This is a genomic window from Amycolatopsis sp. NPDC059027, from assembly GCF_042739735.1.
Lineage (GTDB): Bacteria > Actinomycetota > Actinomycetes > Mycobacteriales > Pseudonocardiaceae > Amycolatopsis.
In genome coordinates, this window is the sequence record NZ_JBHYIK010000059.1 from 31,863 (window position 1) to 54,784 (window position 22,922).

The 22,922-nt window shown below is 69.2% G+C and carries 26 protein-coding genes; 4 read left to right on the forward strand and 22 right to left on the reverse strand.

What is annotated here, in order from left to right; translation table 11 throughout:
• Positions 1 to 104: 104 nt before the first annotated feature.
• The 3 genes from ACFWY9_RS33035 to ACFWY9_RS33045 all read right to left on the reverse strand — a co-directional run bounded on the left by ACFWY9_RS33035 (position 105) and on the right by ACFWY9_RS33045 (position 2,069).
• Positions 105 to 1,196 (reverse strand): PLP-dependent cysteine synthase family protein, encoded by a 1,092-nt coding sequence (locus ACFWY9_RS33035; protein WP_378340702.1) that lies wholly within the window; start codon positions 1,194 to 1,196, stop codon positions 105 to 107.
• Positions 1,197 to 1,272: 76 nt separating this feature from the next.
• Positions 1,273 to 1,584, reverse strand: coding sequence for a DUF4229 domain-containing protein (locus ACFWY9_RS33040; protein WP_378323612.1), 312 nt, complete (start codon positions 1,582 to 1,584; stop codon positions 1,273 to 1,275).
• 11 nt (positions 1,585 to 1,595) lie between these two features.
• Entirely contained in the window at positions 1,596 to 2,069 is a 474-nt protein-coding gene (locus ACFWY9_RS33045) for an Lrp/AsnC family transcriptional regulator (RefSeq protein WP_378323613.1), read from the reverse strand.
• Between the two features lie 579 nt (positions 2,070 to 2,648).
• Here ACFWY9_RS33045 and ACFWY9_RS33050 point away from each other — a divergent pair.
• Both ACFWY9_RS33050 and ACFWY9_RS33055 read left to right on the forward strand, forming a co-directional pair.
• Positions 2,649 to 2,861, forward strand: a complete 213-nt coding sequence (locus ACFWY9_RS33050) for a BldC family transcriptional regulator (RefSeq protein ID WP_345397605.1) — start codon at positions 2,649 to 2,651, stop codon at positions 2,859 to 2,861.
• 230 nt (positions 2,862 to 3,091) lie between these two features.
• Entirely contained in the window at positions 3,092 to 3,271 is a 180-nt protein-coding gene (locus tag ACFWY9_RS33055) for a hypothetical protein (protein ID WP_378323615.1), read from the forward strand.
• A gap of 7 nt (positions 3,272 to 3,278) precedes the next feature.
• On the opposite strand, the gene ACFWY9_RS33060 is transcribed toward ACFWY9_RS33055, so the two are convergent.
• The 5 genes from ACFWY9_RS33060 to ACFWY9_RS33080 all read right to left on the reverse strand — a co-directional run bounded on the left by ACFWY9_RS33060 (position 3,279) and on the right by ACFWY9_RS33080 (position 9,899).
• On the reverse strand, positions 3,279 to 4,598 hold the full coding sequence (locus ACFWY9_RS33060; protein ID WP_378323616.1) for a MinD/ParA family protein: 1,320 nt from the start codon (positions 4,596 to 4,598) through the stop codon (positions 3,279 to 3,281).
• Between the two features lie 108 nt (positions 4,599 to 4,706).
• Positions 4,707 to 5,684, reverse strand: a complete 978-nt coding sequence (ccsB, locus tag ACFWY9_RS33065; protein ID WP_378323617.1) for a c-type cytochrome biogenesis protein CcsB — start codon at positions 5,682 to 5,684, stop codon at positions 4,707 to 4,709.
• Between the two features lie 2 nt (positions 5,685 to 5,686).
• The gene (locus tag ACFWY9_RS33070) at positions 5,687 to 7,294 is read right to left on the reverse strand and encodes a cytochrome c biogenesis protein ResB (protein ID WP_378323618.1); all 1,608 of its coding nucleotides are present in this window, start codon (positions 7,292 to 7,294) and stop codon (positions 5,687 to 5,689) included.
• Positions 7,291 to 8,064 carry a cytochrome c biogenesis CcdA family protein gene (locus ACFWY9_RS33075; protein ID WP_378323619.1) on the reverse strand — a complete coding sequence of 258 codons (774 nt, stop codon included), beginning with the start codon at positions 8,062 to 8,064 and terminating at the stop codon, positions 7,291 to 7,293. The genes ACFWY9_RS33070 and ACFWY9_RS33075 overlap by 4 nt, the downstream gene beginning before the upstream one ends.
• A 734-nt stretch (positions 8,065 to 8,798) precedes the next feature.
• Positions 8,799 to 9,899 carry an FAD-dependent oxidoreductase gene (locus tag ACFWY9_RS33080; protein ID WP_378323620.1) on the reverse strand — a complete coding sequence of 367 codons (1,101 nt, stop codon included), beginning with the start codon at positions 9,897 to 9,899 and terminating at the stop codon, positions 8,799 to 8,801.
• 103 nt (positions 9,900 to 10,002) lie between these two features.
• Between ACFWY9_RS33080 and ACFWY9_RS33085 the strand changes: the two genes are divergently transcribed.
• Positions 10,003 to 10,560 carry a TetR/AcrR family transcriptional regulator C-terminal domain-containing protein gene (locus ACFWY9_RS33085; protein WP_378323621.1) on the forward strand — a complete coding sequence of 186 codons (558 nt, stop codon included), beginning with the start codon at positions 10,003 to 10,005 and terminating at the stop codon, positions 10,558 to 10,560.
• Positions 10,561 to 10,575: 15 nt separating this feature from the next.
• On the opposite strand, the gene ACFWY9_RS33090 is transcribed toward ACFWY9_RS33085, so the two are convergent.
• The 4 genes from ACFWY9_RS33090 to hemL form a co-directional block, all read right to left on the reverse strand.
• Entirely contained in the window at positions 10,576 to 11,424 is an 849-nt protein-coding gene (locus ACFWY9_RS33090; RefSeq protein ID WP_378323622.1) for a hypothetical protein, read from the reverse strand.
• A 229-nt stretch (positions 11,425 to 11,653) separates the two neighbouring features.
• Complete coding sequence (locus ACFWY9_RS33095; protein WP_378323623.1) at positions 11,654 to 12,238, reverse strand: redoxin domain-containing protein; 585 nt, start codon at positions 12,236 to 12,238, stop codon at positions 11,654 to 11,656.
• A complete protein-coding gene (locus ACFWY9_RS33100; RefSeq protein ID WP_378340703.1) occupies positions 12,235 to 12,861 on the reverse strand; it encodes a histidine phosphatase family protein in 627 nt (208 codons plus the stop codon). Before ACFWY9_RS33100 ends, ACFWY9_RS33095 begins: the two co-directional genes overlap by 4 nt.
• Positions 12,858 to 14,162, reverse strand: a complete 1,305-nt coding sequence (gene hemL / locus ACFWY9_RS33105; RefSeq protein WP_378340704.1) for a glutamate-1-semialdehyde 2,1-aminomutase — start codon at positions 14,160 to 14,162, stop codon at positions 12,858 to 12,860. Before hemL ends, ACFWY9_RS33100 begins: the two co-directional genes overlap by 4 nt.
• Before the next feature lie 91 nt (positions 14,163 to 14,253).
• Here hemL and ACFWY9_RS33110 point away from each other — a divergent pair, with 91 nt between their 5' ends.
• Positions 14,254 to 14,736 carry a TspO/MBR family protein gene (locus ACFWY9_RS33110; RefSeq protein ID WP_378323626.1) on the forward strand — a complete coding sequence of 161 codons (483 nt, stop codon included), beginning with the start codon at positions 14,254 to 14,256 and terminating at the stop codon, positions 14,734 to 14,736.
• Positions 14,737 to 15,269: 533 nt separating this feature from the next.
• Here the strand turns inward: ACFWY9_RS33110 and ACFWY9_RS33115 are convergent.
• The 10 genes from ACFWY9_RS33115 to ACFWY9_RS33160 form a co-directional block, all read right to left on the reverse strand.
• Positions 15,270 to 15,842 (reverse strand): DUF5666 domain-containing protein, encoded by a 573-nt coding sequence (locus ACFWY9_RS33115; RefSeq protein ID WP_378323627.1) that lies wholly within the window; start codon positions 15,840 to 15,842, stop codon positions 15,270 to 15,272.
• A 12-nt stretch (positions 15,843 to 15,854) separates the two neighbouring features.
• The gene (locus ACFWY9_RS33120) at positions 15,855 to 17,057 is read right to left on the reverse strand and encodes an ABC transporter permease (RefSeq protein ID WP_378323628.1); all 1,203 of its coding nucleotides are present in this window, start codon (positions 17,055 to 17,057) and stop codon (positions 15,855 to 15,857) included.
• Positions 17,054 to 17,758: an ABC transporter ATP-binding protein gene (locus ACFWY9_RS33125; RefSeq protein WP_378323629.1), complete on the reverse strand. Its 705-nt coding sequence runs from the start codon at positions 17,756 to 17,758 to the stop codon at positions 17,054 to 17,056. Before ACFWY9_RS33125 ends, ACFWY9_RS33120 begins: the two co-directional genes overlap by 4 nt.
• Positions 17,755 to 19,023, reverse strand: a complete 1,269-nt coding sequence (locus tag ACFWY9_RS33130) for an efflux RND transporter periplasmic adaptor subunit (RefSeq protein ID WP_378323630.1) — start codon at positions 19,021 to 19,023, stop codon at positions 17,755 to 17,757. Before ACFWY9_RS33130 ends, ACFWY9_RS33125 begins: the two co-directional genes overlap by 4 nt.
• 71 nt (positions 19,024 to 19,094) lie before the next feature.
• Positions 19,095 to 19,433, reverse strand: a complete 339-nt coding sequence (locus ACFWY9_RS33135) for a hypothetical protein (RefSeq protein ID WP_378323631.1) — start codon at positions 19,431 to 19,433, stop codon at positions 19,095 to 19,097.
• Positions 19,434 to 19,446: 13 nt separating this feature from the next.
• Complete coding sequence (locus ACFWY9_RS33140) at positions 19,447 to 19,965, reverse strand: hypothetical protein (protein ID WP_378323633.1); 519 nt, start codon at positions 19,963 to 19,965, stop codon at positions 19,447 to 19,449.
• A 6-nt stretch (positions 19,966 to 19,971) separates the two neighbouring features.
• Positions 19,972 to 20,544 (reverse strand): hypothetical protein, encoded by a 573-nt coding sequence (locus ACFWY9_RS33145; protein WP_378323634.1) that lies wholly within the window; start codon positions 20,542 to 20,544, stop codon positions 19,972 to 19,974.
• 27 nt (positions 20,545 to 20,571) lie between these two features.
• Entirely contained in the window at positions 20,572 to 21,543 is a 972-nt protein-coding gene (gene hemB / locus ACFWY9_RS33150; RefSeq protein WP_378323635.1) for a porphobilinogen synthase, read from the reverse strand.
• 143 nt (positions 21,544 to 21,686) lie between these two features.
• The gene (locus ACFWY9_RS33155; protein ID WP_378323637.1) at positions 21,687 to 22,376 is read right to left on the reverse strand and encodes a hypothetical protein; all 690 of its coding nucleotides are present in this window, start codon (positions 22,374 to 22,376) and stop codon (positions 21,687 to 21,689) included.
• Positions 22,377 to 22,419: 43 nt separating this feature from the next.
• On the reverse strand, positions 22,420 to 22,824 hold the full coding sequence (locus ACFWY9_RS33160; protein ID WP_378323638.1) for a hypothetical protein: 405 nt from the start codon (positions 22,822 to 22,824) through the stop codon (positions 22,420 to 22,422).
• Between the last annotated feature and the right edge of the window lie 98 nt (positions 22,825 to 22,922).

Here is a 22,922-nt window from a genome sequence, read left to right on the forward strand (position 1 = left end):
CGGGCGCGGGGCTGGCGCGGCGGCGCGCCCCCCCGCGCGGCCGCGCGGCGTGTGTGTGGTGGGCCGTCGCCGTCCGCCCCCCGCGCCCCCCCCCCCCCCTTCGGCTACTCGCCCAGCTCTTCCTCGGCGAACTTGCCCGTGGTGAGGAACTCCTCGAACTTCGCCTGGTACGGCGTGATGTCCAGGTTCTGCTCGGCCAGCCATTCGTCGTTGTAGTACGTGTTGGCGTAGCGCTCGCCGCCGTCGCACAGCAGCGTCACGACGCTGCCCGCCTGCCCCTCTTCGAGCATCCGCGCGATCAGCTGGAAAGCGCCGTACAAGTTGGTCCCGGTCGACCCGCCCGCCCAGTGCCCTGTCCGCTCGCGCAGCAACCGGATCGCGGCCAGCGAGCCGGCGTCCGGGACGCGGATCATCTCGTCGATCACACCGGGCACGAACGACGGCTCGACGCGCGGACGGCCGATTCCCTCGATGCGCGAAGGCATTCCGGTGCAGTAGTCCAGCGCACCGGTCTGCCAGGCACCGTAGAACGACGAGTTCTCCGGGTCGGCGACCGCGATCTTGGTCGTGTGCCGCTTGTAACGCACGTAGCGGCCGAAGGTGGCGCTCGTGCCGCCGGTACCCGCGCCGACCACGATCCAGGCCGGCACCGGATGCCGTTCGGACTTCATCTGCGCGAACACCGATTCGGCGATGTTGTTGTTGCCCCGCCAGTCCGTCGCGCGCTCGGCGTAGGTGAACTGGTCGAGGTAGTGCCCGTTGCACTCGGCGGCCAGCCGCTCGGCCTCCGGGTACATGTCCGGCGCCCGGTCGACGTAGTGGCATTCACCACCGTAGAACTCGATGAGCGCGATCTTCTCCTTGCTGGTCTTGCGCGGCACGACCGTGACGAACCGCAGGCCCAGCATCCGCGCGAAGTACGCCTCGGACACCGCCGTCGAGCCGCTGGAGGCCTCGATGAGCACGGTGTCCGGCCCGATCTGACCGTTGACCAGCCCGTACAGCAGCAGTGAGCGCGCCAGCCGGTGCTTGAGCGAACCGGTGGGATGCACCGATTCGTCCTTCAGGTACAGATCGATGCCCCAGTCCGCGGGCAACGGGAAGACGTGCAGGTGCGTGTCGGCGCTGCGGTTCGCGTCGGCCTCGATGATCCGGACGGCCTCGCGGACCCAGCTCCGGCTGTGCAGGCGGCTCATGCGATCGCCTCGCTCCGCGAGACAGTGTTGAATTCTTTTTGGCGCATGACATCCATGATTCGCTCGCAAGCGTCGCTCATGCGGCGTCGGAATTCGACGTCGCGTCACCGCGGAGCTGGGCGCGCAGCCGGGCCCGGGCCCGCGCACGCCGCTCGTTGCGCTTGGCGAGGCCCGCGGTCACCCTGGCGTTGAGCGAACGGAACAGCAGCAGGCCGAGCGGGAGCCCGACGACGAGGCCGATCAGGATCGCCACCAGCAGCGGGACGCCGGTCAGCGCGAGGACGGCGGCGAGCACCGCGACCAGTGCGAATCGCGCCAGCAGGTACAACGTCAGGTCACGCGCCAGATGCGGGACCGGCGGCTTGGCTGATGTCGGCGTCTCACTCACACTTCAGCAGGCTACGCCTTGCCCGGCGACACCTCGTCCAGGCCCGCGTTGTTCGGGCGCCCCTCGAAGCGGGTGGACAGCACGACGGTGGTGTTCGTGCGGCCGACCCCGGGAATGCGGCGCAGCCTGCCGAGGCTGCGTTCCAGCTCGTCGACGGTCGAAACCCGGACCTTGACGACGAACGCCTCGTCGCCCGCGACGGCGTAGCAGCTCTCGACCTCGTCGAGCCCGCCGAGCGCGTCCGCGACGTCGTCGTCGGTCGCGGTGTCGGTGGGATGGATGCCGACCAGCGCGGTCACCCCGAGCCCGACGGCGTTCGGGTCGACCATCGCGTGATAGCCGGTGATCACCCCGGACGCTTCGAGCTTGCCGACCCGCTCGTGCACCGAGGACGCCGAAAGCCCGACAGACCTCCCGAGATCGGCATAGGTCGCCCGGCCGTTTTCCCGCAGCGCCGCGATGATTTTCCTGTCGACGTGGTCCACGTGCCCACCCTAGGCCGCCATTGTGAAGATTCCCGCGCGGTGCCGCCCGATGCGCTGAAGGGTCCTTCGGCGCGCCCAACGTACGTAAAGCGTCCTTCGGCGGCCGTGCCCGCAACACACTCGGAGGCGCTGAGACACATCCCACATCGCGGCCAGGATTGTGCACAACTTTACCGGTGATTATCTCACCGAACAGCGCCCTCACCTCGTGATCGAGCACCACCCATGGCCGGGTATACCGCGCCCGCACCGTGAAACCCGCCGAAATGCCCTTTCCCGGCGACCGGGGCGTCCCCTACCGTCGACACGGCTGGCGGGAAATCGGAAAAGCCCAGTTCAGCGTCACATGTGCAGGTCAGGGCCCACAGCGGTAAACCGGATGACATTACGCCCGGACGCGTCGGATGTCCATAAGAAACATGTCTGTTTTGTCCTTTAAGGGCTCTTTACTCAACGACAACCGTTCGAGTACCTGACGGGTGAAGTGCAACGATTGCCGTGTTGGCTACCCCCGGCGCGACGGGCCCACCGGCCCGGCTCGCCTCCGGTATAGCAGTCAGGTCGTTAAGGAGGCGGAAAATGACCGCGACCATGGGAGGACGGTTGCTCACCCCCGGTGAAGTGGCCGCTCTGTTCCGAGTGGACCCGAAGACGGTGACCCGGTGGGCGACCGCCGGCCGCATCGGCTCCATCAGGACCCCGGGTGGGCACCGCCGATTCCGCGAGTCCGAGGTGAACGAGCTCCTGGCCGAGCTGACCACGGATGCGAGCGAACCGGCGCGGCACGCCTGAACCATCCGTGCGTGAGGGTCGTGAGTGGTATGGGGCGGTCAACCGCCTGCCTGCCGGTCACGGCCCTTCGTCACATCCGGGTACCGGGAATCCGCCGATGTGGGGGCGAAGCGGTTAACCTCATGGGGTCGGCAGGCCTGCACGTTGAGGCGCGATGAGCTTATCCTCGCGCAGCCGCTTGTCGCGCCGATCGGGTGCGGGTGTCCCGCACGACACGGAAGGAACCGGGCATGCTCTATCTGCTCGCGGCGGTAGGTGCGCTCACCATCGCCGTACTGTTGTGGCGGGCGTTCGGCGGCTCCCAGCGCGTGGGCGTGCCGACGCGCCAGGCGCCACTGGCCCCGGACGACGATCCCGACTTCCTCCGCAAGCTCGGCGAACAGCAGCGCAAACGCCCCGACGAGGAGTGAATCCCGGCTAGCGGTACTGCTGTGTCCCGAAGCCGTCGGCGACCGTCGCCGCCAGCTCCAGCAGGCTCAACCGGGTGTCCGAGTTCAGCCGGTCCAGTTCGATCTCGGCGCCTTCCTCCAGGTGCGGGTCGAACGGGATGCGGCAGACCGCGCGCACCTTCGCGCCGAAATGCGCGGACAGCTTGTCCAGATCGACCGAGCCACCCTTCGGCCGCACCGAGTTGATCACCGCCACCGAGCGCTTGACCAGTTCCCCGTAGCCGTGCGCCTCGAGCCAGTCCAGCGTCGCCGAAGCGCTGCGTGCCCCGTCGACCGAGCCGGAGGACACCACGACCAGCGCGTCCGCGACGTCGAGGACGCCCTTCATCGCCGAGTGCATCAGGCCGGTCCCGCAGTCGGTGAGCACGATGTTGTAGAAGTGCTCCAGCAGGTTCACCGTGCGCCGGTAGTCCTCCTCGGAGAACGCCTCGGAGACGGCCGGATCCTGTTCGCTGGCAAGGATTTCCAGCCTGCTCGACCCCTGCGAGGTGTATGAGCGGACGTCGCTGTAACGGGTGATGCGATCGGCGTCGCGCAGCAGGTGCCGCACGGTCGCGGTGGTCTCGATCGCGATCTTCTGCGACAGCGTGCCGCGGTCCGGGTTCGCGTCGACGGCCACCACGCGGTCGCCGCGCAGCGAGGCGAACGTCGAGCCCAGCGTGGTCGTCGTGGTGGTCTTGCCGACACCGCCCTTGAGGCTCAGCATCGCGATCTTGTAGCACCCGCGCAGCGGCTGGTTGACCCGCGCGATCAGCTCGCGGCGCCGGACGTCGGCGGGGCTCTCGCCCGGGTTGACCAGCTTTCCGGTGCCCTTGTAGAGCGCCTTGCGCCAGCCGGTCTGCGGCGGCCGCTTGACCTGCTTGACCAGGTGCGCGGTGGCCAGCTCGTCCATGGCGGGCGCGGCGTGCTTGCCGCCCTGCGGCTGCGGGAGCACCCCCGGCGCGGGCTGCGGCACACCCTGGTGCGGTGCGGCCTGCGGGTAGGGCTGCTGAGGCTGTTGTTGCTGCTGCTGGGCCGGGTCGACGTACTGCGGCTGCAGCGGCGGCAGGTGGGGGTCGTATCCCGGATACGGCTGCTGCGGCTGCGGTTGGGGCTGCGCCGAGGCAGGGACCTGGTACGGCCCGGACACCGCCGGGTTGGGCGGCGACACGGACTGCGTCGGCTGGACCTCATAGGCACCCGAATTCGGGTGCGGCGCCGAATCCGTGCGGTCCTCCGAGAACAGCTGTTCGGCCGGTTTGGCCTGCTCAGAGGGCGTAGGAGCCGACTCTTCGCTGGATCCGGTCACCGGTGCGAACCTCCCACGAACGTCGTTGCCTTGCCAGACACTGATTACCCCGTCAGCGATGACGGTAGTCGGCGACACGCTACAGCAGGACCTACCAGGGCCGATCGGTCAGCTGACTCCGGCGTACGAGTGCAATCCCGCCGTGACCAGGTTGACGAAGAACAGGTTGAAGATCGTCGCCGCGAACCCGACGATGTTGATCACCGCGGCGCGCGTGCCGCGCCAGCCCGCGGTCGCCCGCGAGTGCAGGTACGCCGCGTAGACCACCCACGCGATGAACGCGACGGTCTCCTTCGGGTCCCAGCCCCAGAACCGGCCCCACGCCGCCTCCGCCCACACCGCGCCGCACAGCACGCCGAAGGTGAACACCGGGAAGGCGAAGATCGTCGTCCGGTAGGCGATCCGGTCGAGCACGTCCGCGGCGGGCAGCTTCGGCGCGAACCGGGCGAACTTCGCCGGGTTCCGGTCGTGGGCCGAGCGGAACAGGTACAGCACGCTCGCCACGCCGGGGACCAGGAAGACACCGGACCCGATGATGGCCGCGGAGACGTGGATGACCAGCCAGTACGACTGGAGCGCGGGCTGCACCGGCGCCGCGACCGTGTACAGCATGGTGCCGTTGATGAACATCAGGATGACGACGGGCAGCAGCAGGAACGGCGTCAGATGCCGGACAGGGAACTTCCGGACCACGACGAGCCAGGTCACCACCGTGATGAAGGTGACGCCCATGCCGTACTCGTACATGTTGCCCCACGGCGCGCGGTGCGTCGCCAGCCCGCGCAGCACGATCGCGGACAGCTGCAGCAGCGCGCCCAGCACGAGCAGCGCGGCGCCCATCCGGCCGAGCCGCTCCGGCCTGCCGACCTCGCGGGGTGCCTCGGGCTGCGAGGGGACCTCGGTGGTCACCGGCCCGCCCGCGCCGACCAGCTCGCGTGCCCGCTGCTTGCTGCGTTCGGCGGCCTGCCTGCCCTTCGCCCCGAAGCCCTGCTCCACGAGGGTGAGCATCAACGCGAGGACGTAGATCGCCACGGTGGTCGTGTACAGCCAGTTGCTGTACTGCGACAACGTGTCGTTGATCGGCATTCTCAGCTGCCCTTCTCGCCGGTTACCAGTCGTTCACTGATGCGCTGGAACTCTTCGCCGTATCCGGCCTGATCGGTGCGCGCCAGCCCGGCGACCTCGATCACGGTACGCGCCTCGCCCTCGCCACCCGGGCGCACCCGGACCCACAACCGACGCCGCTTGACCAGCAACGATCCGCCGAGACCGACGAACATCGCGATCGCGAAACCGAGGACGTACCCCTGCGTCGGATCGTGGGAGACCTGGAGCCCGACCCACGGCTGGACACCGTCGAACTTGACCTTCGTCCCGTCGTCGAGCTTGGTCTCCTGGCCGACCTGCATGTTGAGCCGGGTCAGCTTCTTCAGCCGTCCGTCGGCGACCCGGGACTGGTCGATCTCGAACAGCGACTGGCCGCGTCCCGCGTCGAGCCCGAGGTCGCCGCGGTAGATGTCGACGGCGACCTGCGGATTGTTCAGCTCCGGCGCGGTCGAGGTGAGAATGCCGCCGTGGACCAGCGGGGTCGGCGCGAGCAGGCCGGTGATCGCGAGCTGCCGGGTGCGTCGCTGCGCCTCGTCGGTGATGCCCGGCTGGTCGAACTTCGTCGCGCCCTCGGCGGTCATGGTGGGCACGATCGCGGTCCGCCACTGGGTCGCCATCGTGCGGACGCTGCCGTCGGGGAAGGTGACGGTGAACTTCGGGGTGTAGCCGTGGTCGAGCAGGTAGACGCGCACGCCGTCGACCCGCAGCGGCGAGTTGACCTCCAGGCCGTACGGCCGCCAGGTGCCGGTCTGCAGGTCTTCGCCCGCCTGGTACTCGATCTTCGAGTGGAAGTAGTCGGCCTGCCCAGCCGGGGTGTAGTGCGCGTTGAAGTCGTTCACCTTCACGCAGAACGGCGTCAGGTCGGTGCCGTCGACGCGCAGGCCGGCGTTGAACGAGTCGTAGTTGTAGATGCCGCCGTTGCAGAACTGGCTGCCGTCGGCCTGCACGATGACCTGGCCGTCGTAGCTGAACAGCTTGCCGAGCGCGAAGAACACGATCAGCCCGAGCATGCCGAAGTGGAACACCAGGTTGCCGGTCTCGCGCAGGTAGCCGCGTTCCGCGGAGATGCTGTGGGCGCCGTCGCCCTCGTCGCGCTGGACCCGCCGCCAGCCGGACAGCCGCGCGTTCGCGTCCTCGAGGACGTCTTCGACCGGCCGCTCGGTGCCCGCGACGCGGTAGTGCGGCATGCGGCCGAGTTTGCGCGGGGTGAGCACCGGCTTGGCGCGCATCGCCTTGACGTACTCGAAGCTGCGCGGCGTCAGGCAGCCGACGAGCGACACCATGAGCAGGATGTAGATCGCGGAAAACCAGACGCTGCTGTAGACGTCGTAGAACTCCAGCTTGTCCAGCAGCGTGCCCCACCAGCCGTGCGCGGTGATGTACTCGTCGACCTTCGGGGCGTTGAGCCTGCGCTGCGGCAGCAGGGCGCCGGGCAGCGCGGCGAGCGCGAGCAGGAAGAGCAGGACGAGCGCGGTGCGCATCGACGTCAGGCCGCGCCAGGTGTTGCGCAGGAAGGCAAGGACGCGCCTGAGCGGCGACGTGTGCTTCGGCTTCGGCTGCTGCGCCGGGGGCGTCTCCGTGGTCGTCACAGCGGCAGCTCGAGGTTGTTCGCGAGGCTGTTGCGCAGCCACCCCATCAGATCTCCCCACAACCCGGTGACGAGCAGGATCCCGACGATCATCAGCAGCGCGCCGCCGACGATCTGGACGCGGCGGCCGTTGCGGCGCAGCCAGTCGGTGGCCCGCACGGCCCAGCGCGCGCCGAGCGCGATGAGCAGGAACGGCAGGCCGAGGCCGAGGCAGTAGATCGCGATCAGCAGGTAGCCGCGCGCCGCGGCGCCGCCGGTGGCGCTGGCCATGCTGGTCACCGCCGACAGCGTCGGGCCGATGCACGGTGTCCAGCCGAGCCCGAAGACGGCGCCGAGCAGCGGCGCGCCCCAGATCCCGCCGCGCGGCACGTGGTGCGAACGGAACTCGCGCTGCAGGCCGGGGATCCAGCCGAGGAACACCAGCGCCATGGCGATCGTGAGCACACCGCCGACGCGCTGAAGGACGTCCTGGTTGATCGTGATCGTGTCGGCGAGCCAGACCAGCGTGCCCAGCGTGGCGACGAAGACGACGGTGAACCCGAGCACGAAGAGCAGGGCCGCGCCGACGACGGCGTAGCGGCCCTTCTTACGCTGTTCGTCCGCGCTGACCGCGGGGGCGTCCGCGCCGACCAGCGCGGCGAGGTACGCCAGGTACCCCGGCACGAGCGGGACCACACACGGGGACGCGAACGAGAGGGCCCCGGCGAGCAGCGCGACGCCCGCGGCGAGCAGCAGCGGCCCGGAAAGCGCCAGCTCGGACACGGAGTTCACTCCGACGAGAGTAGGCAGTGAGCTTCGCGTTAACCCGCCGGGGCCGTCTCACAGGACGTACGTCACGACGAAACAGGACCAAGGTCCTGGGGCGCGCTTCGTGCTGTGTGCGTGGTGGTGTGGCCGTGTCCCCCGAGCGCCACATTGGGGTTTCTCGGTAGTGGTCGGTTGCGTTCGATACGGGCGACGGCGGTTGCGGGCTTGTGTCCTGGTCGGCAGTATCGCGAATGGGACATTGGGGACGTTCAACGCCGTCAATGTCGCATTCGCGACGCTCCAGCGCCGAGGCCCCTGTCCCGAACGCGTCGTTCAGGACGGTCATCGTCCCCAACGGAGCGTTCGCGACACCGGGCGAATGGAGTCGGCGAGCGCAGGGAAGTCCGAGGGACGCCCTGGGTGCATCCACCGCACCCAGGGACGCCCTTGTCACACCCCAGACCAGCGCACCCCAGGCGTCCTACAACACCTCCGGCAACACACACGGCCCCAGAACCCTGAGCGAGAAAACCACATTCGGGCGCATGAGCCACCCCGGAACAGGAGCGAGGGACCTTTGCTACCGCCCGGCCGTGCGCTGTCCCCGCCGAGCTGTCCACAACCGGACCCGTTGTCCACAGATTCTCCGCGAGCCCTATATTCGCAGGTCAACCCCGATATGCTGGTTGCAGGGGTGCCCCCGGGAGGGTGGGGGAATGCCTATCGGATGGCGTGGCCCGGGGAGCGGACGCGGGGAGTCAGGCGGCGCGGCGGCCGGGCAGGAACTGGTCGAGCGCGGCCACGCTGTGCTCGACGGCCTGGGCACCGTAGGTGAACATCGCCGTCTCATAGGTGTCGACGGCGTCGAGCAGGCTCGTGCCCGGCTCCACCAGCAGGTCACGCAGCCGCCGCGCGTCGTGCAGGGCGGTGTTCGCGCCGTTGCCGCCGCTGGGCGAGGTCGCGTGGATGGCGTCCCCCAGCAGCGTCACCGGCCCCAGCGGCCAGCGCACGCCGGGCCGGACGACCCGGATCGAAAGCCACGACGTGTGCTCCGGGTCCGCCGCCTCGACGAGCGCCCGCACGTCGGGATGCCAGCCCTCGATCGCGGCGAGCACGGCGTCCCGCGGCGGCAGTTCCTCCTGCTCCGGCGCCGGCATGAGCACCCAGCGGGCGTAGTCACCGACGTCCGGTAGCGCCACGCCCAGCTCCGCGCCCGCTTCGCGCGGCGGCCGCCGGAACCGCATCAGGCCGATCATCAGCATCACCTCGCCGTCGCTGACCCCCGCGCCGAATCCCGGCACCAGCGCGGCGAACCGGTCGGTGAGCGGCGTGCGCCCGATGACACACCGGACGCCGGTGTCCTCGGGCCGCACGCCTGGACTGAGCTGTGCACGCACCGCCGAGTTGATTCCGTCGGCGCCGACGAGCAGATCGGCCTCGGTGGCCGAACCGTCGGTGAACTCGGCCCGCACCCGGCCGTCGCCGAGCACCCGATAGCCACCGAGCCGCTTGCCGAACCTGACGTCGATTCCGGTGAGCAGCAGCTGCCGCAGCACCTGCCGATCGACCGTGGTCGCCGTCATCGGCGGCCGTGCCCCGGTGAACTCCAGCCCCGGCCCGTAGTTCTCCCTGCTCCCGCTGAGGCGGCCGGTCGTCGCGTCGAGCAGGCCGTGCAGCCGCTCGGGAAGACAGGCGCGCAGCGCGCCGACCCCCAAGTCGCCCAGCCCGATCCGATACCCCTGGAACCGGCCGTGGACATCCGGGTCCCGTTCGTACACCTCGACCTCCACGCCCGCGCCGCGCAATCCCTGCGCCAGGCACAGCCCGCCGAGTCCCGCCCCGATCACCGCCACCCTCACGACAACCTCCTGAACACCGCTCAATTGAACAGTGCTCAAGTTACCTGAACAGTGCTCAATTCGCCAGGCGTGGTGAACTGGGCACCGAAGATCGGAGGGGTGGATGCCGCTGAACCCTGCCACGGTGCTCGACGCCGCGGTGGCCCTGCTCGACGAAACGGGTCTGGACGAGTTGTCGACCCGCAAACTGGCCGACCGCCTCGGCGTCCGCGTCGGCGCGCTCTACTGGCACTACGCGAACAAACAGGCCCTGCTGGACGCGATCGCGGAGCGCATCCTCGCCGACGCCACGGCGGACGTCGCGAGGGCCAAGGCCGTCTGCCCCATCGAGGCCTGGCAGGACGAGGTGATCTGCTTCGCGCACGCACACCGCGATGCGATGCTGGCCCATCCCGATGGCGCCCGGGTCATCGCGACCATGAGCGCCCCGGGGCCGGTCGCTCTCGCGTTCCTCGGACAGCTCATCGACACGCTCGGCTCCGCCGGAATGTCCGGCCTGGACGCGGAGGCCTGCGCGGACGTCGTGACGAGTTACGTCAACGGGTTCACGATCGAGGAACAGGCCCGCCGGACGTCGGTACCCCGCGCGCTGCGGGACACCGCGTTCACGACGGGCCTGTCCGTCGTGGTGGACGGCCTCGCCGTCCGCACCACTCGCTGACCCAGCGGACCCGGATCAGCCGAAAAGCTCCTCTCGCGTCACCGATCCGGCCTCCTCGCCGGGTACGGAGACGTGACAATCGGCGTAGAGCGCGCCCTCACTCTCGAACCCCGCGGGATCTTTACCGAGCGCCGCCAGATTCGACAGTGTCTGTGCACGTTCCGCTGCACTCGCAATCGAACGTTGTTTCACCGGTCGCGACGAACTCCTCGTCACATATCCCCGCTCGCCGAAACAGCGTTCGAACGAGGAATAATCGAGGGTCCGCAACGCGGAGGTGGCGATCCACGGCGGCCTGCCGGTATTCGCTTCGAGCAACCGGGAAAACGTTCTCACGGTGACATATCCGACACACCCGGTCGAGATGATCAGGTCGACGTCCGCCAATCCGGCAGGCACTCCCGGTGATTCCTCCGCCTCCAGATCGAGTGCCGCACCCCGGTCGATCAGCCCGGTTTTCGTCGCGTACTCGACCGCGTGAGTGGCTATGTCGATTCCGTGAATCCGGTGTCCGGACGGCGTTTTCCGCGTGGCGAAGAACTTCCTGTCAACCTCGGACGGCTCCTGCGTCGCGTCACCTTCCCGCTGCTCACCGCGCCCGTAAAGGTCATCCAGAGTCAACTCGTAGTTCAACAGCGCGCCATTGATACCGTACGAGCAGCCGACGTCGAGGATGGTGAGCGGAGCAGATCCCCGCACTCTTCGCACCGCTTCGATCACCCGCAGAAACGACGGCATGACATTCTCCGGCAGCCGGTAGCCAACTCTTTCCATGGCCGCGAAGTAGTCCCGCGGATCCGGCCGGTTGTACACGTCGTTGAAATCGGCTTTGGCGGCATTGAACGCGGTATCGCTCGTCAGCACGACGACTCCTTGCATCGAAAGAAAGCACAGTCGTGTCAGCAGTAAATACGGTGTTGCGACAATAAATGGAGCGGCGCGATTCCGGCGAAATCATCCGTCAAGTTTGGCCGGGCAAACGCGTTTACTCAATCTCCGATTCCAGCCAAGCAGGTGAACGAGACCCCCGTCAATGGTCCATTGGAGTGACGGGGGCCTGCGTTCCGGTTACTGGATCTCGCGTTTCAGCAGGTCAGGGCGCTTCGGCGGCAAGGCGCTGCACCAGCGGCAGCAGGTCGCTCGCGAGTACCTGACGGAGGAAAACCGCCGCGACCCGATGTTGTTTGTCCAGTACGAGCGTCGACGGGATGATGTTGCGCGGATAGCCCGAAAGCTGCAACAGGGTGCGTCCGGACGGGTCATAGATCGACGGATACGTCAGCTTCCGGTCCCGTACGAAATCCTGCGCCGCCTGGCGCGACGGGTCCCGCACGTCGAGCCCGACGAGCTGGGTCCCGAACGGCTGCGCCTGCTCCGCCAGCTTCTCCAGCTCCGGCGCCTCCGCCCGGCACGGACCACACCACTGGCCCCACAGGTTCAGCACGATGATCTTGCCGGGGAAGTCCGCGAGCGACAGCTGCTTGCCCTCGTTCATCAGATCGTCCCCCGCCAGCACGGGGGCGGTCTGCCGCTGCGGGAGGTCGTAGGTGATGTCGAGCTTGCCGCCAGGGGAAACGAAGGTGAAACTGCTTCCCTGGACGACCGCGTCCTTGCCGGTCGAACAGCCCGCGACCAGCAACGCCGCGCTCAGCACGAGTGCGCCCAGCCGCCGTTTCACGCGCCCGTCACCTTCGGATCGGTCGCGCCGGCGGGTTCGCTGTAGACGATCTCGCGCAGCTCCCGGTCGTCGAAGACCAGGCTGGTCAGCGACGCGAGCGAACACTGCCGCTTGCGCGGGTCGTGCCACAACCGCTTCGCCTCGAGGAATCGCCGCAGGGTCCAGATCGGCAGCTGATGCGAAACGCACAGGGCTTCATGTCCCTCGGCCGCCTCGGCCGCGCGGTAGACGGCGCCGAGCATGCGGTGGGCGATCTCCACATACGGCTCGCCCCAGGACGGCGTGAACGGGTCCCGCAGCTTCGGCCAGTGCTTCGGCTGGCGCAGCGCGCCGTCCCCGACGGCGACCCGCTCGCCCTCGAACTGGTTCGCCGCCTCGATCAGCCGCTCGTCGGTGGCGACGTCGAGGCGATGCGCGGCCGCGATCGGCGCCGCGGTCTCCTGCGCGCGCTGCAACGGCGACGCCACGACGTAGATGAGATCGTGGCCGGCAACAGCCTCCGCGACGGTCAGCGCCTGCTGCTGGCCACGGTCGGAAAGCCGGTAACCGGGCAGGCGGCCGTACAGAACCTTCTCGGGGTTGTGGACTTCGCCGTGACGCAGCAGGTGCACGATCGTCTTCACGGCTGTACCGCCTCGGCGGCCGCACGCGCCGCGGCGGGCAGGGCCGCCTCGATCACCGCGAACGCCTCGTCGTCCATGGCGGCGTTGACGAACCACGCCTCGAACGCGCTCGGCGGCGGATACACCCCGGCGTCGAGCAGCGCGTGGAAGAACGCCGGGAAACGCCAGGTCTCGGCGGCCTGCGCGCCCGGGTAGTCCCGCACCGGCGTCTCGCTGAAGAACACGCTGACCAGGTTGCCCGCGTACTGCACGGAATGCGCGACGCCCGCCTCGCTCAGCGCGGCGCCGAACAGGCCGCCGAGGCGCTTAGCGTTCGTGTCCAGTGCCGTGTACACGGCATCGTCGGCCGCGCGCAGCGTCGCCAGCCCGGCGGCCACCGCGACCGGGTTCCCGGACAACGTCCCCGCCTGGTAGACCGGGCCACCAGGCGCGAGCTTCGCCATCACGTCGGCACGTCCGCCGAACGCCGCGGCGGGCAGCCCGCCGGACATGACTTTGCCGAAGGTGTAGAGGTCACCCGCGACCCCCTCGAGCCCGTACCAGCCCGAGCGCGAGACGCGGAAGCCCGTCATCACCTCGTCCATGACGAGCAGCGCGCCGTACTCGTGCGCGAGGTCGCGCAGCCCGGCGTTGAAGCCCTCGTCCGGCGCGATCGCGCCCATGTTGCCCGCCGCCGCCTCGGTGATCACCGCCGCGATCGAGTCCGGGTTGTCCACAAAGGACTTCCGGACGGCGTCGAGGTCGTTGTAGGGCAGCACCAGGGTGTCCGCGGCCTGCGCGCCGGTGACGCCCGGCGACGTCGGGAGACCGAGCGTGGCCACCCCGGACCCGGCTTCGGCGAGCAGCGCGTCGACGTGACCGTGGTAACACCCGGCGAACTTGATGATCTTCGGCCGGCCGGTGAAGCCGCGCGCCAGCCGGATCGCGCTCATGGTCGCCTCGGTGCCGGAGTTGACCAGCCGCACCCGCTCGACCGGGGCGACCCGGGTGATGATCTCTTCGGCGAGTTCGACCTCGCCCAGCGTCGGGGTGCCGAAGCTCAGACCGCCGGCGGCCGCGCCGCGGGCCGCCTCGACGACACCCGGGTGGGCGTGGCCGAGGATCATCGGCCCCCACGAGGACACCAGGTCGACGTAGCGGTTGCCGTCGACATCCCACAGATAGGGCCCCTGACCCTTGACCATGAACCGCGGGGTGCCACCGACGGAGTTGAACGCGCGGACCGGCGAGTTCACCCCGCCCGGGACCGCCGCTTTCGCGCGGGCGAACCATGCCTTGGACTGCTCGGTTCCAGAAGTCACCCGTCCAGTCTCGCAAACCCCGCGCGAACGCCGCCGCGACCCCCGTCACCTGCTTCTTTCCCCTTTCTTTCGCCGGCCCTAGGATCGGCTCATGCCGGTGACCACGACCACACCGCGGCACAATCCGTGGCTGGCGCTGCTCGGGTTCGTCGCGGTGGTCGCCGTGGTGGGCCTGGTCGGCGGGCTGGCCGCGACGTCGGCGCGGGAGATCTACGCCCGCCTGAACCAGCCGGAGTGGGCCCCGCCCGCCGAGCTCTTCGGTCCGATGTGGACGGTCATGTACCTGCTGATCGCCTTCGCGGGCTGGTGGTACTGGCGCACGGACGGGGAGACCAGCGCGTACTCGGCCTACGGCATCGGCCTGCTGCTGAACGTCCTGTGGACGCCGCTGTTCTTCGCGGGGCGTTCGACGACGCTCGCGCTGTTCGACATCGTGGCACTGGATTTCGTGGTACTCGTGACCATCGTGCTCTTCGCGCGGCGGTCGCGGCTGGCGGCGGGGCTGCTGGTGCCCTATGTGGGCTGGCTGTTGTACGCGACGGCGCTGAATTCCGCGGTGGTCGTGCTGAACTGAGTTCCACGGCTCGGGTTCGGGCTTGGGGCGGCGGGTACCGAGGGACGCCCTGGGTGCGTTCACCGCACCGAGGGACGCCCTTGTCGCACCTCACCACGCCGCTCGGCCACGGTCTCGCCCTTCTGCCTCGGCACTACCTGGCTCCGGGAGCCGCAGGCTGCGAGGCGTACCGAACGCGGTGAAGGCCCCCTTCACAGCGCTGAGTGCCCTGAAAGTTCCCTTCACCATGCCAGAGTCCACAAAGGACGAACGTGGGGCGGCGGGAGCGCCTGGCCGGACGTCACGAACGCGTCGTTCGCGACGTCCAACGTCCGCAACGGAGCGTTCACGGCAGCGGGCGCGGCGCCCGGCGTGACGGAGAGGCCCGAGCAACTCGGGGCGCACCCCAGGCCGAGCCACGCCCCGAGTTGTCCACAACTCCCCTGACTGTCCACAGATTTCCGCGGCTCCGGTTTTCGTCGTGCTCCCGCGATAGAATGTTGCAGGGACGCCCCCCATAGGGCGGGTGGGGGATGGGGGTCGGTGGGGAGTGGTCAGCGTGGGGGTTGCTGGGTGATGGCTTGGGCGGTCACGGCGCCGGAGGAGTCCGGCTGGCCCTGCACGGTCACGGTGGCGCCCGGTTTGAGGTCGGCGAGTTTGCCGGGCTGGGTGAGGCCGATCGTGGTGGAGTCCGTTGTGGACACGGTGATTTCGGTGCCCTGAGCGGTTTTCAGGGTCAGTGTGCTGCCCTCGATCTTCTCGATCGTGCCCGCGGTACCGCGGCCGCCCGCGCCGCGGGTGCCGCCCTGGTTTCCGGTGCCCTGGCCGCCGGTTCCGTTCTGTCCCTGCCGCTGACCTTGGCCGCGCGCGTCACTGCCGGAGCCGGATGCCGCGCTCGAGCCCGGGCGGAAAGCGGCGTGTGTCCACGCCCCGGCGCCGAAAGCGAGTGCGAAAACCAGCAAGGCGGCCAGGATGAGCGTCGGCTTCCCGAACGGCGTCGCCACGCGCTTGAGTTCCCGGTCGAGATCGCCTTCGACGGCGGGGGCGGCGACGACCGATTCCGGTGACACGGGCGGGAGTTCGGCCGTCGGTTCCTCGGCGGGCCTGTCGGAGGTGGTGGAAGACATCGCGAAGAACTCCTACTCGTGCCGCAAGGCGTCGATGGGGCGCAGTTTGGCGGCCCGGTTCGCCGGGAAACTGCCGAAGAACAGGCCGATCAGCGCGGAAACCGCGAAGGCGAGCGCGATCGAGGACGGCACCACCACCGGGGTGATCCCGGCGACGGTGAACTGGCTGCCGACAACGCCGATCACGACCCCGAGCAGGCCGCCGAACAGGCTCAGCATCGTGGCCTCGGCGAGGAACTGGCCGAGAATCGCCGACCGCGGCGCCCCGATCGCCTTGCGGATCCCGATCTCCCGGATCCGCTCGGTCACCGTCACCAGCATGATGTTCGTGACGCCGATTCCCCCGACCAGCAACGAAATCGCCGCGACGGCCGCCAGCAACACGGTGAACGTCTGCGTGGCAGAGGTCCGGGTCGCCAGTAGCTGCTCGGAGTTCTGGATCTGGTAGTCCGGCGTCGCGCCCGCGCGGATCCCGTGCCGCGCGTCGAGGATCGCGGTGATCTCCGCCTGCGCGAGCCCCACCGAGTCCGCCGAACCCGCTTGGACGGCGATCTGGTTCAGGCTTCCGTAACCGCTCAGCGAGTTCTGCACCGCGCTCAGCGGCGCGACCGCGACGTCGTCGGCGTTCTGCAGGCCGGTACTCCCCTTGGCCTGCAACACCCCGAGCACGGTGAACTGAATGCTGTTCAACAGCACGTTCTTCCCCACCGCGGCGTCGGCGGTCCCGAACAGCGACTGCGCGGTCGTCGGGCCCAGCACGACGACCTTGCGTGCCGACGCGACATCCTCGTCGGTGAACAACGCACCGTCGGCGATCGCCCGGTTCGTCGTCGTGAAGTACGCCGGTTCGGTGCCGGCCACGGTCGGGATCGAGTACGAGGTCTGGCCGTACGTCGCGGTCGCCGTCGTGTTCACCACCGGCGACGCGGCCTTGACGTCCGGCGCGCCCACCGGATCCACCAGCGCGTGCGCGTCCTGCACCGTCAACGGCCGCGAGCCCGCGCTCTGGCCGCCCCGGAGCGGGGACACGTTGACCACGTTCGTGCCCAGGCCCTGGATGCTCGCCGCGATCGCCGCCGACGCGCCGTTGCCGACCGCGACGAGCAGGATCACCGCCGCCACCCCGATCGTGATGCCGAGCGTCGTCAGCGCGGAACGCAGCTTGTTCGCGGTCAGCCCGCGCACCGCGAACCGCAGGATTTCCAGCAGGTTCACGTCGACACTCCCACCGCACGGCGAGTCTCGTCGACGACGATCAGCCCGTCGTCGACACGGACGACGCGGTGCGCGTGCGCGGCCACCTCGTCCTCGTGCGTGATCACCACGACGGTCCGGCCCTGCGCGTTGAGCCGGTCGAACACGCCGAGCACGTCCGCGGTGCTGGCCCGGTCGAGGTTCCCGGTCGGTTCGTCGGCCAGCAGCAGCGCCGGACCGGTCACCAGCGCCCTCGCCACGGCGACACGTTGTTGCTGCCCACCGGAAAGCTCACTGGGCAGATGCCGCGCGCGCTCGGTCAGCCCCACCATCTCCAGTGCCGCCAACGCCCTGCGCCGCCGCACCACCCTGCGTAGTCCACTGTAGACAAGAGGGAGTTCCACATTGGACAACGCGGAGGTGCGCGGGACCAGATTGAAGGACTGGAAGATGAAACCGATCTTCCTGTTGCGCAGCAAGGCGAGCTGACGTTCGTTGAGGTCGGCGACGCTGAACCCGTCGAGCAGGTACCTCCCCGCGGTCGGCACGTCGAGGCAGCCGAGCATGTTCAGCAGCGTCGACTTCCCGGAGCCGGACGCACCCATGATCGCGACGTACTCCCCTTGCCGGACGACGAGATCGACACCGCGCAGCGCGTGCACGGCGGTTTCCCCGCTGCCGTAGGTCTTCCGCAGTCCGGAGACCGCGATCACCGGCTTCATCCGCGTCCCCCGCCGCCGAACCCGCGCTGGCCGCCGTTGCCCTGACCACCGGTACCGGGGAATCCGCCGGTACCGCCGCGCTGGCTGCCGTTGCCGGTCGTCGCGCTGGGCGCTGCCGCGGTGAGCACCACGTTGTCGCCCTCGTCCAGCCCGGAGGTGATCTGCACGGTCGACTCGCCGCGGATGCCGATCTGCACCTGCCGCGTCACGTTCTGCCCGTTCGCCTGGACCGTGACGACGTTCGTGTTCCCGACCGTCCGCACCGCCGCCGCGGGCACGCTCAACGCGTTGTCCGCCTGGGCGACGGTGATCACCACGCTCGCCGACTGACCCGGCCGCAGGCCGTCCGGCGGGCTGCTCATGCTCAGCTGCGCGCCGTAGGAAACGACGTTCCCGCTCGTGGTCGGGGTGAGGTCGACCTTCGTCACACTCGCCTGGATCGGCTTGTCCGGCAAGGCGTTGAGCGTCACCGTCGCCTTCTGGCCCGCCTTCACCTTGCTGACGTCGATCTCGGCGACCGAGGTGTTCACGACCAGGCCGCTCATGTTCGTGATGACGATGAACCCGTTGTTCGACGAACTCGCGCTCGACGACTGCTGACCGCTCTGCCCGCCCTGGCTGTTCTGTCCGTTGCCACTCGAGCCCGTCGTTGTGGACGCAGACGCCGAGGACTGGCCGCTGCCCGAGGAACCCGTCTGCTGCCCCACCGCGCCGTTGATCGCGGTGACCGTCCCCGCGCCCGGTGCGTAGAGCACGGTCGCGTTGACGGCGGCCTGTGCGTTGTCGACGTCGAGCTGCGCCTGGTCCACTTTGGCCTGCAAGGCCGTCACGCTGTTCTGCGTCGTGGCTGTCTGTGTGGAACCCTTGGCGCTCGTCGTGGCGGGAGCGGCCTCACCCGCGGTGAGCGCCTCCTGCGCGGCGGCCAGATTCGCCTGCGCGACCTGAAGTTGCTTGTTCGCCTGAGCACTGTCGAGGGTGGCCAATTTCTGTCCGGCCGTCACGACGTCGCCGACATTCACCGAAATCGCGGAAACCTTGCCGGACGTCCCGAAATTCGCCGCGCCCGTGTAGCTGCTGGCCAGTGTGCCCGCGGCGGAAATCGTCTGCGTCACCGTCGCCAGCCGGGCCGGTGTGGTGCGCGTCTGCGCCTGCGCGGTACTGCTCGACGGCGTGAAAGCCTGATATATCCCGAAAGCCGCGCCGCCGAGCAGCACGACCAGTACACCGTTGATGACCCACGTCCGAGTGGGGCGCCGCCGCGTCATGCGGAAACCCTGCGGGCACCGGTTATCAGCCAGCTAGGGGTTTCCTGTGCCGCACCTGTGTATCGGGCGGCTCAGTCCTTCTTCGCGCGGCGCCGCGCACGCACCGCGAGCGACAGCTGACGAACCGCGTCCACCAGCAGGATCGCCGCGAGCGCACCGAGCCCGAGCGCACCGGCGATGAGGTGACCGAAATACCGTTGCGACACCAGGACCGCGCCGTCGCCGGCGGTCGTCGTCACCGTCTCGACGCCCGCGTCCCAGCACGCGAACGCGCCCCAGACGGCGAGCGCGGCCAGCAGCACCTCGACGAGGGCGACCAGCGCCCGCCATGGCTTGTTCAGCCGCGCGGACGGCGCGGGCTCTTCCGGCGGCCAGAGTTCCGCTCCGGTGGGCTGTGGCAGCTCGATCACGGTGTGCAGCCTCTCACGACTCTCCGGGGTTGGCGCTGTCGGCATCGGCACTGTCTTTATCTGCAGTGTCTTCATCGGCACTGCCGTCATGGGCGCTACCGGTGCCGACGAGCCGGGAAAGCGCGTCGCGCAGGGCTTCCGCGTCTTTCGCCCAGGCGAGGACGACCGAGCCGTCGGTGAGCTTGACCGGCAGCTCGTCGTACTTCCGGGGCACCGCCCAGCCCCCGCCGAGCACCCGCGCACCCGCTGGTGCGCCGACGTCGGTGACCGCGGCGATTTCCGCCGCCGGGACGGTTTCCCGGCCCTGCCGGTAGCCGGCGGTGGTGACCGCGAGCGAAAGGTAACGACGCCGGGCATAAACCCACGGCGCGGTGATCGCGCACAACGCGAGCCCCGCCAGAATCCACGCGAAGGTGTGTACCGGCCCGCCGAGCAGCAACTCGGACAGCCAGCCCAGCACGGCGAACAGCGGCCCCCACAGCACGGCGATCCAGCCGACGCCGGGTTCGTGGTACAGCACGCGCTCACTCATGCGGTCTCAATTCACCTTCCGGCCGACCTTCGGGAAGTAGGCCGCCACGCTCGGCAAGTACATCAGGATCAGGGCGACGACCGCGAGCAGCAGGCTCACCACCAGGAAGGGCAGCAGCGCCTGTGGCAGGAACAGCAACGGGAAGATCGCCTCGAAGATCGCCAGCGCGGTCACCACGGAACGCGCCGAACGGGTACCTTGACGCGCCTTGTAGGCGAACAGCGCGATCAGCAGACTGAACACCACGGCGCCGACGAGCAGCGTCCACAGGAATGTCGTCATCCCCGCCGCGATGTCCGCGGGGCTCGGTTTCGGCCCGGGGGCCTTCGCTTCATTGGTCGCCTTGATCACGGCGTCGATCAGGCGCTGCTTCTCCACGAGGAAGAGAATCTGCCCGGCGACCAGCACCACGCCCGAGGCGATCCACAGCACGAACGAGATGTTGACCGGCGTCGGCACCGTGTACGCCGGCGCCTGCTGACCCGGCAGCACCGGATCGGGCGCGCGGCCCCGCTTGCGGCGCTCGTCGTCGGTCAGCCCGGCGAGGTCGTCGGGGATCTCGTTCTCCTTGTCGGCCACCCCGAGGACTCTAGCCCGTGCGCGAGGTCAGTCCAGCCAGGCGGCGGCCTCGGCGGCCCAGTAGGTGAGGATCAGGTCCGCGCCCGCGCGCCGGATCGACGTCAGTACCTCGAGGACGGTGCGCTCGCGGTCGAGCCAGCCGTTCGCGGCCGCGGCCTCGACCATCGCGTACTCGCCGGAGATGTTGTACGCCGCGACCGGCACCGGTGAGATGTCCGCCGCCGCCTTCACGACGTCCAAATAGGACAGTGCGGGCTTGACCATGACCATGTCGGCGCCCTCGGCGAGGTCCAGCTCGATCTCGCGCAGCGCCTCGCGCGCGTTGCCGCTGTCCTGCTGGTATGTCTTGCGGTCGCCCTTGAGCTGCGAGTCCACCGCCTCGCGGAACGGCCCGTAGAACGCGCTGGCGTACTTCGCCGAGTAGGCGAGGATCGCCGCCGAGCTGTGCCCGACCTCGTCCAGCGCGCGGCGGATGACGCCGATCTGGCCGTCCATCATCCCGCTCGGCCCGAGCACGTGCGCCCCGGCTTCGGCCTGTGCGACCGCCATTTCCGCGTACAGCCGCAGCGTCGCGTCGTTGTCGACCGTGCCGTCGGCGTCCAGGACACCGCAGTGGCCGTGGTCGGTGAACTCGTCGAGGCAGGTATCGGCCATCAGCACGGTCGCGTCGCCGAGCTCGGTCCGCAGGTCGCGCAGCGCGACGTTCAGGATGCCGTCCGGATCGACCGCGCCGGAGCCCTCGGCGTCGCGCACCTTCGGGATGCCGAACAGCATCAGCCCGCCGACACCGGCGTTGACCGCGTCGACGGCGGCCTTGCGCAGCGAGTCACGGGTGTGCTGGACGACGCCGGGCATGCTCGCGATCGGCCGTGGCGCGTCGGCGCCCTCGGCCACGAACATCGGGAGGATCAGCTGACGCGGCCGCAACGTCGTCTCGCCGACCAGCCGGCGCATGGCCGGGGTCGTACGGAGCCTGCGGGGTCGATGCTCAGGGAACACGTCCTCCACGGTACCCCGGCCGGTCGGGATCGTGGGGTGCGGGCGGGTAAGCGGGCACTCCGCCGGAAGAAGCGCTTTTCCCGATGTGCCAAGGAAAAGCGCGTTCTCGAAGTGACAGTGCGTCAGCTCCCCGGCCCGATACCTCAGTGTTCCCAGGTACGAACGACGTGCGCCGGATCGTCGAGCCACAGCGTCTGCGCCCCCTCCGGCGTGACGGTGAGCCCGAACCGATCGAGACCAGGTTCCCCGTTCTCGTACCACCAGTCATACGCGGCCACGACCTCGTCCCACAGGCGGCGAGGGCCGAACTGATGGACCGTGAAGGGCGCGGGATCGTTGAGGTTGGCATCCAGCCGCGCCCACGACCTGGTATCGGGGTCGTCGAGCTCGAAGTTGTGGTGCAGCGGACCGTACGCACCCCACTCCGTCACCAGGTTCGCCGCAGCCAGCCGAGCACCGATGGCGAACAGGCCCTTCCCGGGGTTGAGCATCCGATCGAGGTCGCGGCCCCGACAGTCGGTGGTGGACACTTCGGCAGCGGCGATGTCGGCGGGATCGGGCTCGAAAGCGTGGAGCGCGCGACGCTGGCTGCGCACGCGCATGAACGCCAGATCACCGGAGAACCGGCCGGTGCCGACACCGTCGGCATCCTTGACCAGGGTCAGCATGACGCCGTTGGACCAGTCGGTACCCCACGGGGTGACCAGGCGACCTCCTGGCCGCAGCTGACTTGCCCAGGCGACGGGCACGACCTCACGAATCGCCGCGGTGGAGATGACCCGCTCGTACGGGGCGCCATCGGGACAACCGGCCAGCCCGTCGCCCGTGATCACCCGCGGACCGTCGTACCCCGCGTTCGCCAGCGCGCGGCGCGCGTCATCCGCGAGCTGGGGGTCGACTTTCGATCGTGGTGACGTGCCCATCCGGGGCGACGCGGCGGTGCAGGAGAGCCGCGTTCCATCCGGTTCCGGTGCCGATCTCCAGTACGGAATCACCGGGCTGCGGATCGAGCACGTCGAGCATCTCGGCGACGATGCTGGGCTGGCTGCTCGAACTGGACGGAAAGCTCCCCCGCTCGCCGGGGCGGACTTCGCCGAGATCGACCTGCGTGATCACGGGCGCGTCGGCGGCCACCGCCTCGGCCCACCGATCCGGTTCGTCGTGCTTGGACAGAGCGACGAAATCATCCCCGTCGCGCACCCAGATGGTGTCCGGGATGAAGAGCGCGCGCGGCACCTGGTCAAGCAGGGCTTTCCAGGGCGCCGTGCCATCAACGCTCACTAGTCGCCCTCCGCCTTGTGCTGAAGGGGGGGGGGGGGTCGCGGGGGGGGGGGGGGGAACCACCGCAGAGCCCAAAACAACTCAGCCGCGGGGCGCGC

Excerpts from the sequence above, each read along its gene's own strand:
- ACFWY9_RS33110 (WP_378323626.1), top strand. The coding sequence starts at position 14,254 with ATGCCGGTGACCACGACCACACCGCGGCACAATCCGTGGCTGGCGCTG.
- ACFWY9_RS33115 (WP_378323627.1), bottom strand. The coding sequence starts at position 15,842 with ATGTCTTCCACCACCTCCGACAGGCCCGCCGAGGAACCGACGGCCGAA.
- ACFWY9_RS33140 (WP_378323633.1), bottom strand. The coding sequence starts at position 19,965 with ATGAGTGAGCGCGTGCTGTACCACGAACCCGGCGTCGGCTGGATCGCC.
- ACFWY9_RS33125 (WP_378323629.1), bottom strand. The coding sequence starts at position 17,758 with ATGAAGCCGGTGATCGCGGTCTCCGGACTGCGGAAGACCTACGGCAGC.
- ACFWY9_RS33035 (WP_378340702.1), bottom strand. The coding sequence starts at position 1,196 with ATGAGCCGCCTGCACAGCCGGAGCTGGGTCCGCGAGGCCGTCCGGATC.
- ACFWY9_RS33055 (WP_378323615.1), top strand. The coding sequence starts at position 3,092 with ATGCTCTATCTGCTCGCGGCGGTAGGTGCGCTCACCATCGCCGTACTG.
- ccsB (WP_378323617.1), bottom strand. The coding sequence starts at position 5,684 with ATGCCGATCAACGACACGTTGTCGCAGTACAGCAACTGGCTGTACACG.
- ACFWY9_RS33130 (WP_378323630.1), bottom strand. The coding sequence starts at position 19,023 with ATGACGCGGCGGCGCCCCACTCGGACGTGGGTCATCAACGGTGTACTG.
- ACFWY9_RS33050 (WP_345397605.1), top strand. The coding sequence starts at position 2,649 with ATGACCGCGACCATGGGAGGACGGTTGCTCACCCCCGGTGAAGTGGCC.
- ACFWY9_RS33085 (WP_378323621.1), top strand. The coding sequence starts at position 10,003 with ATGCCGCTGAACCCTGCCACGGTGCTCGACGCCGCGGTGGCCCTGCTC.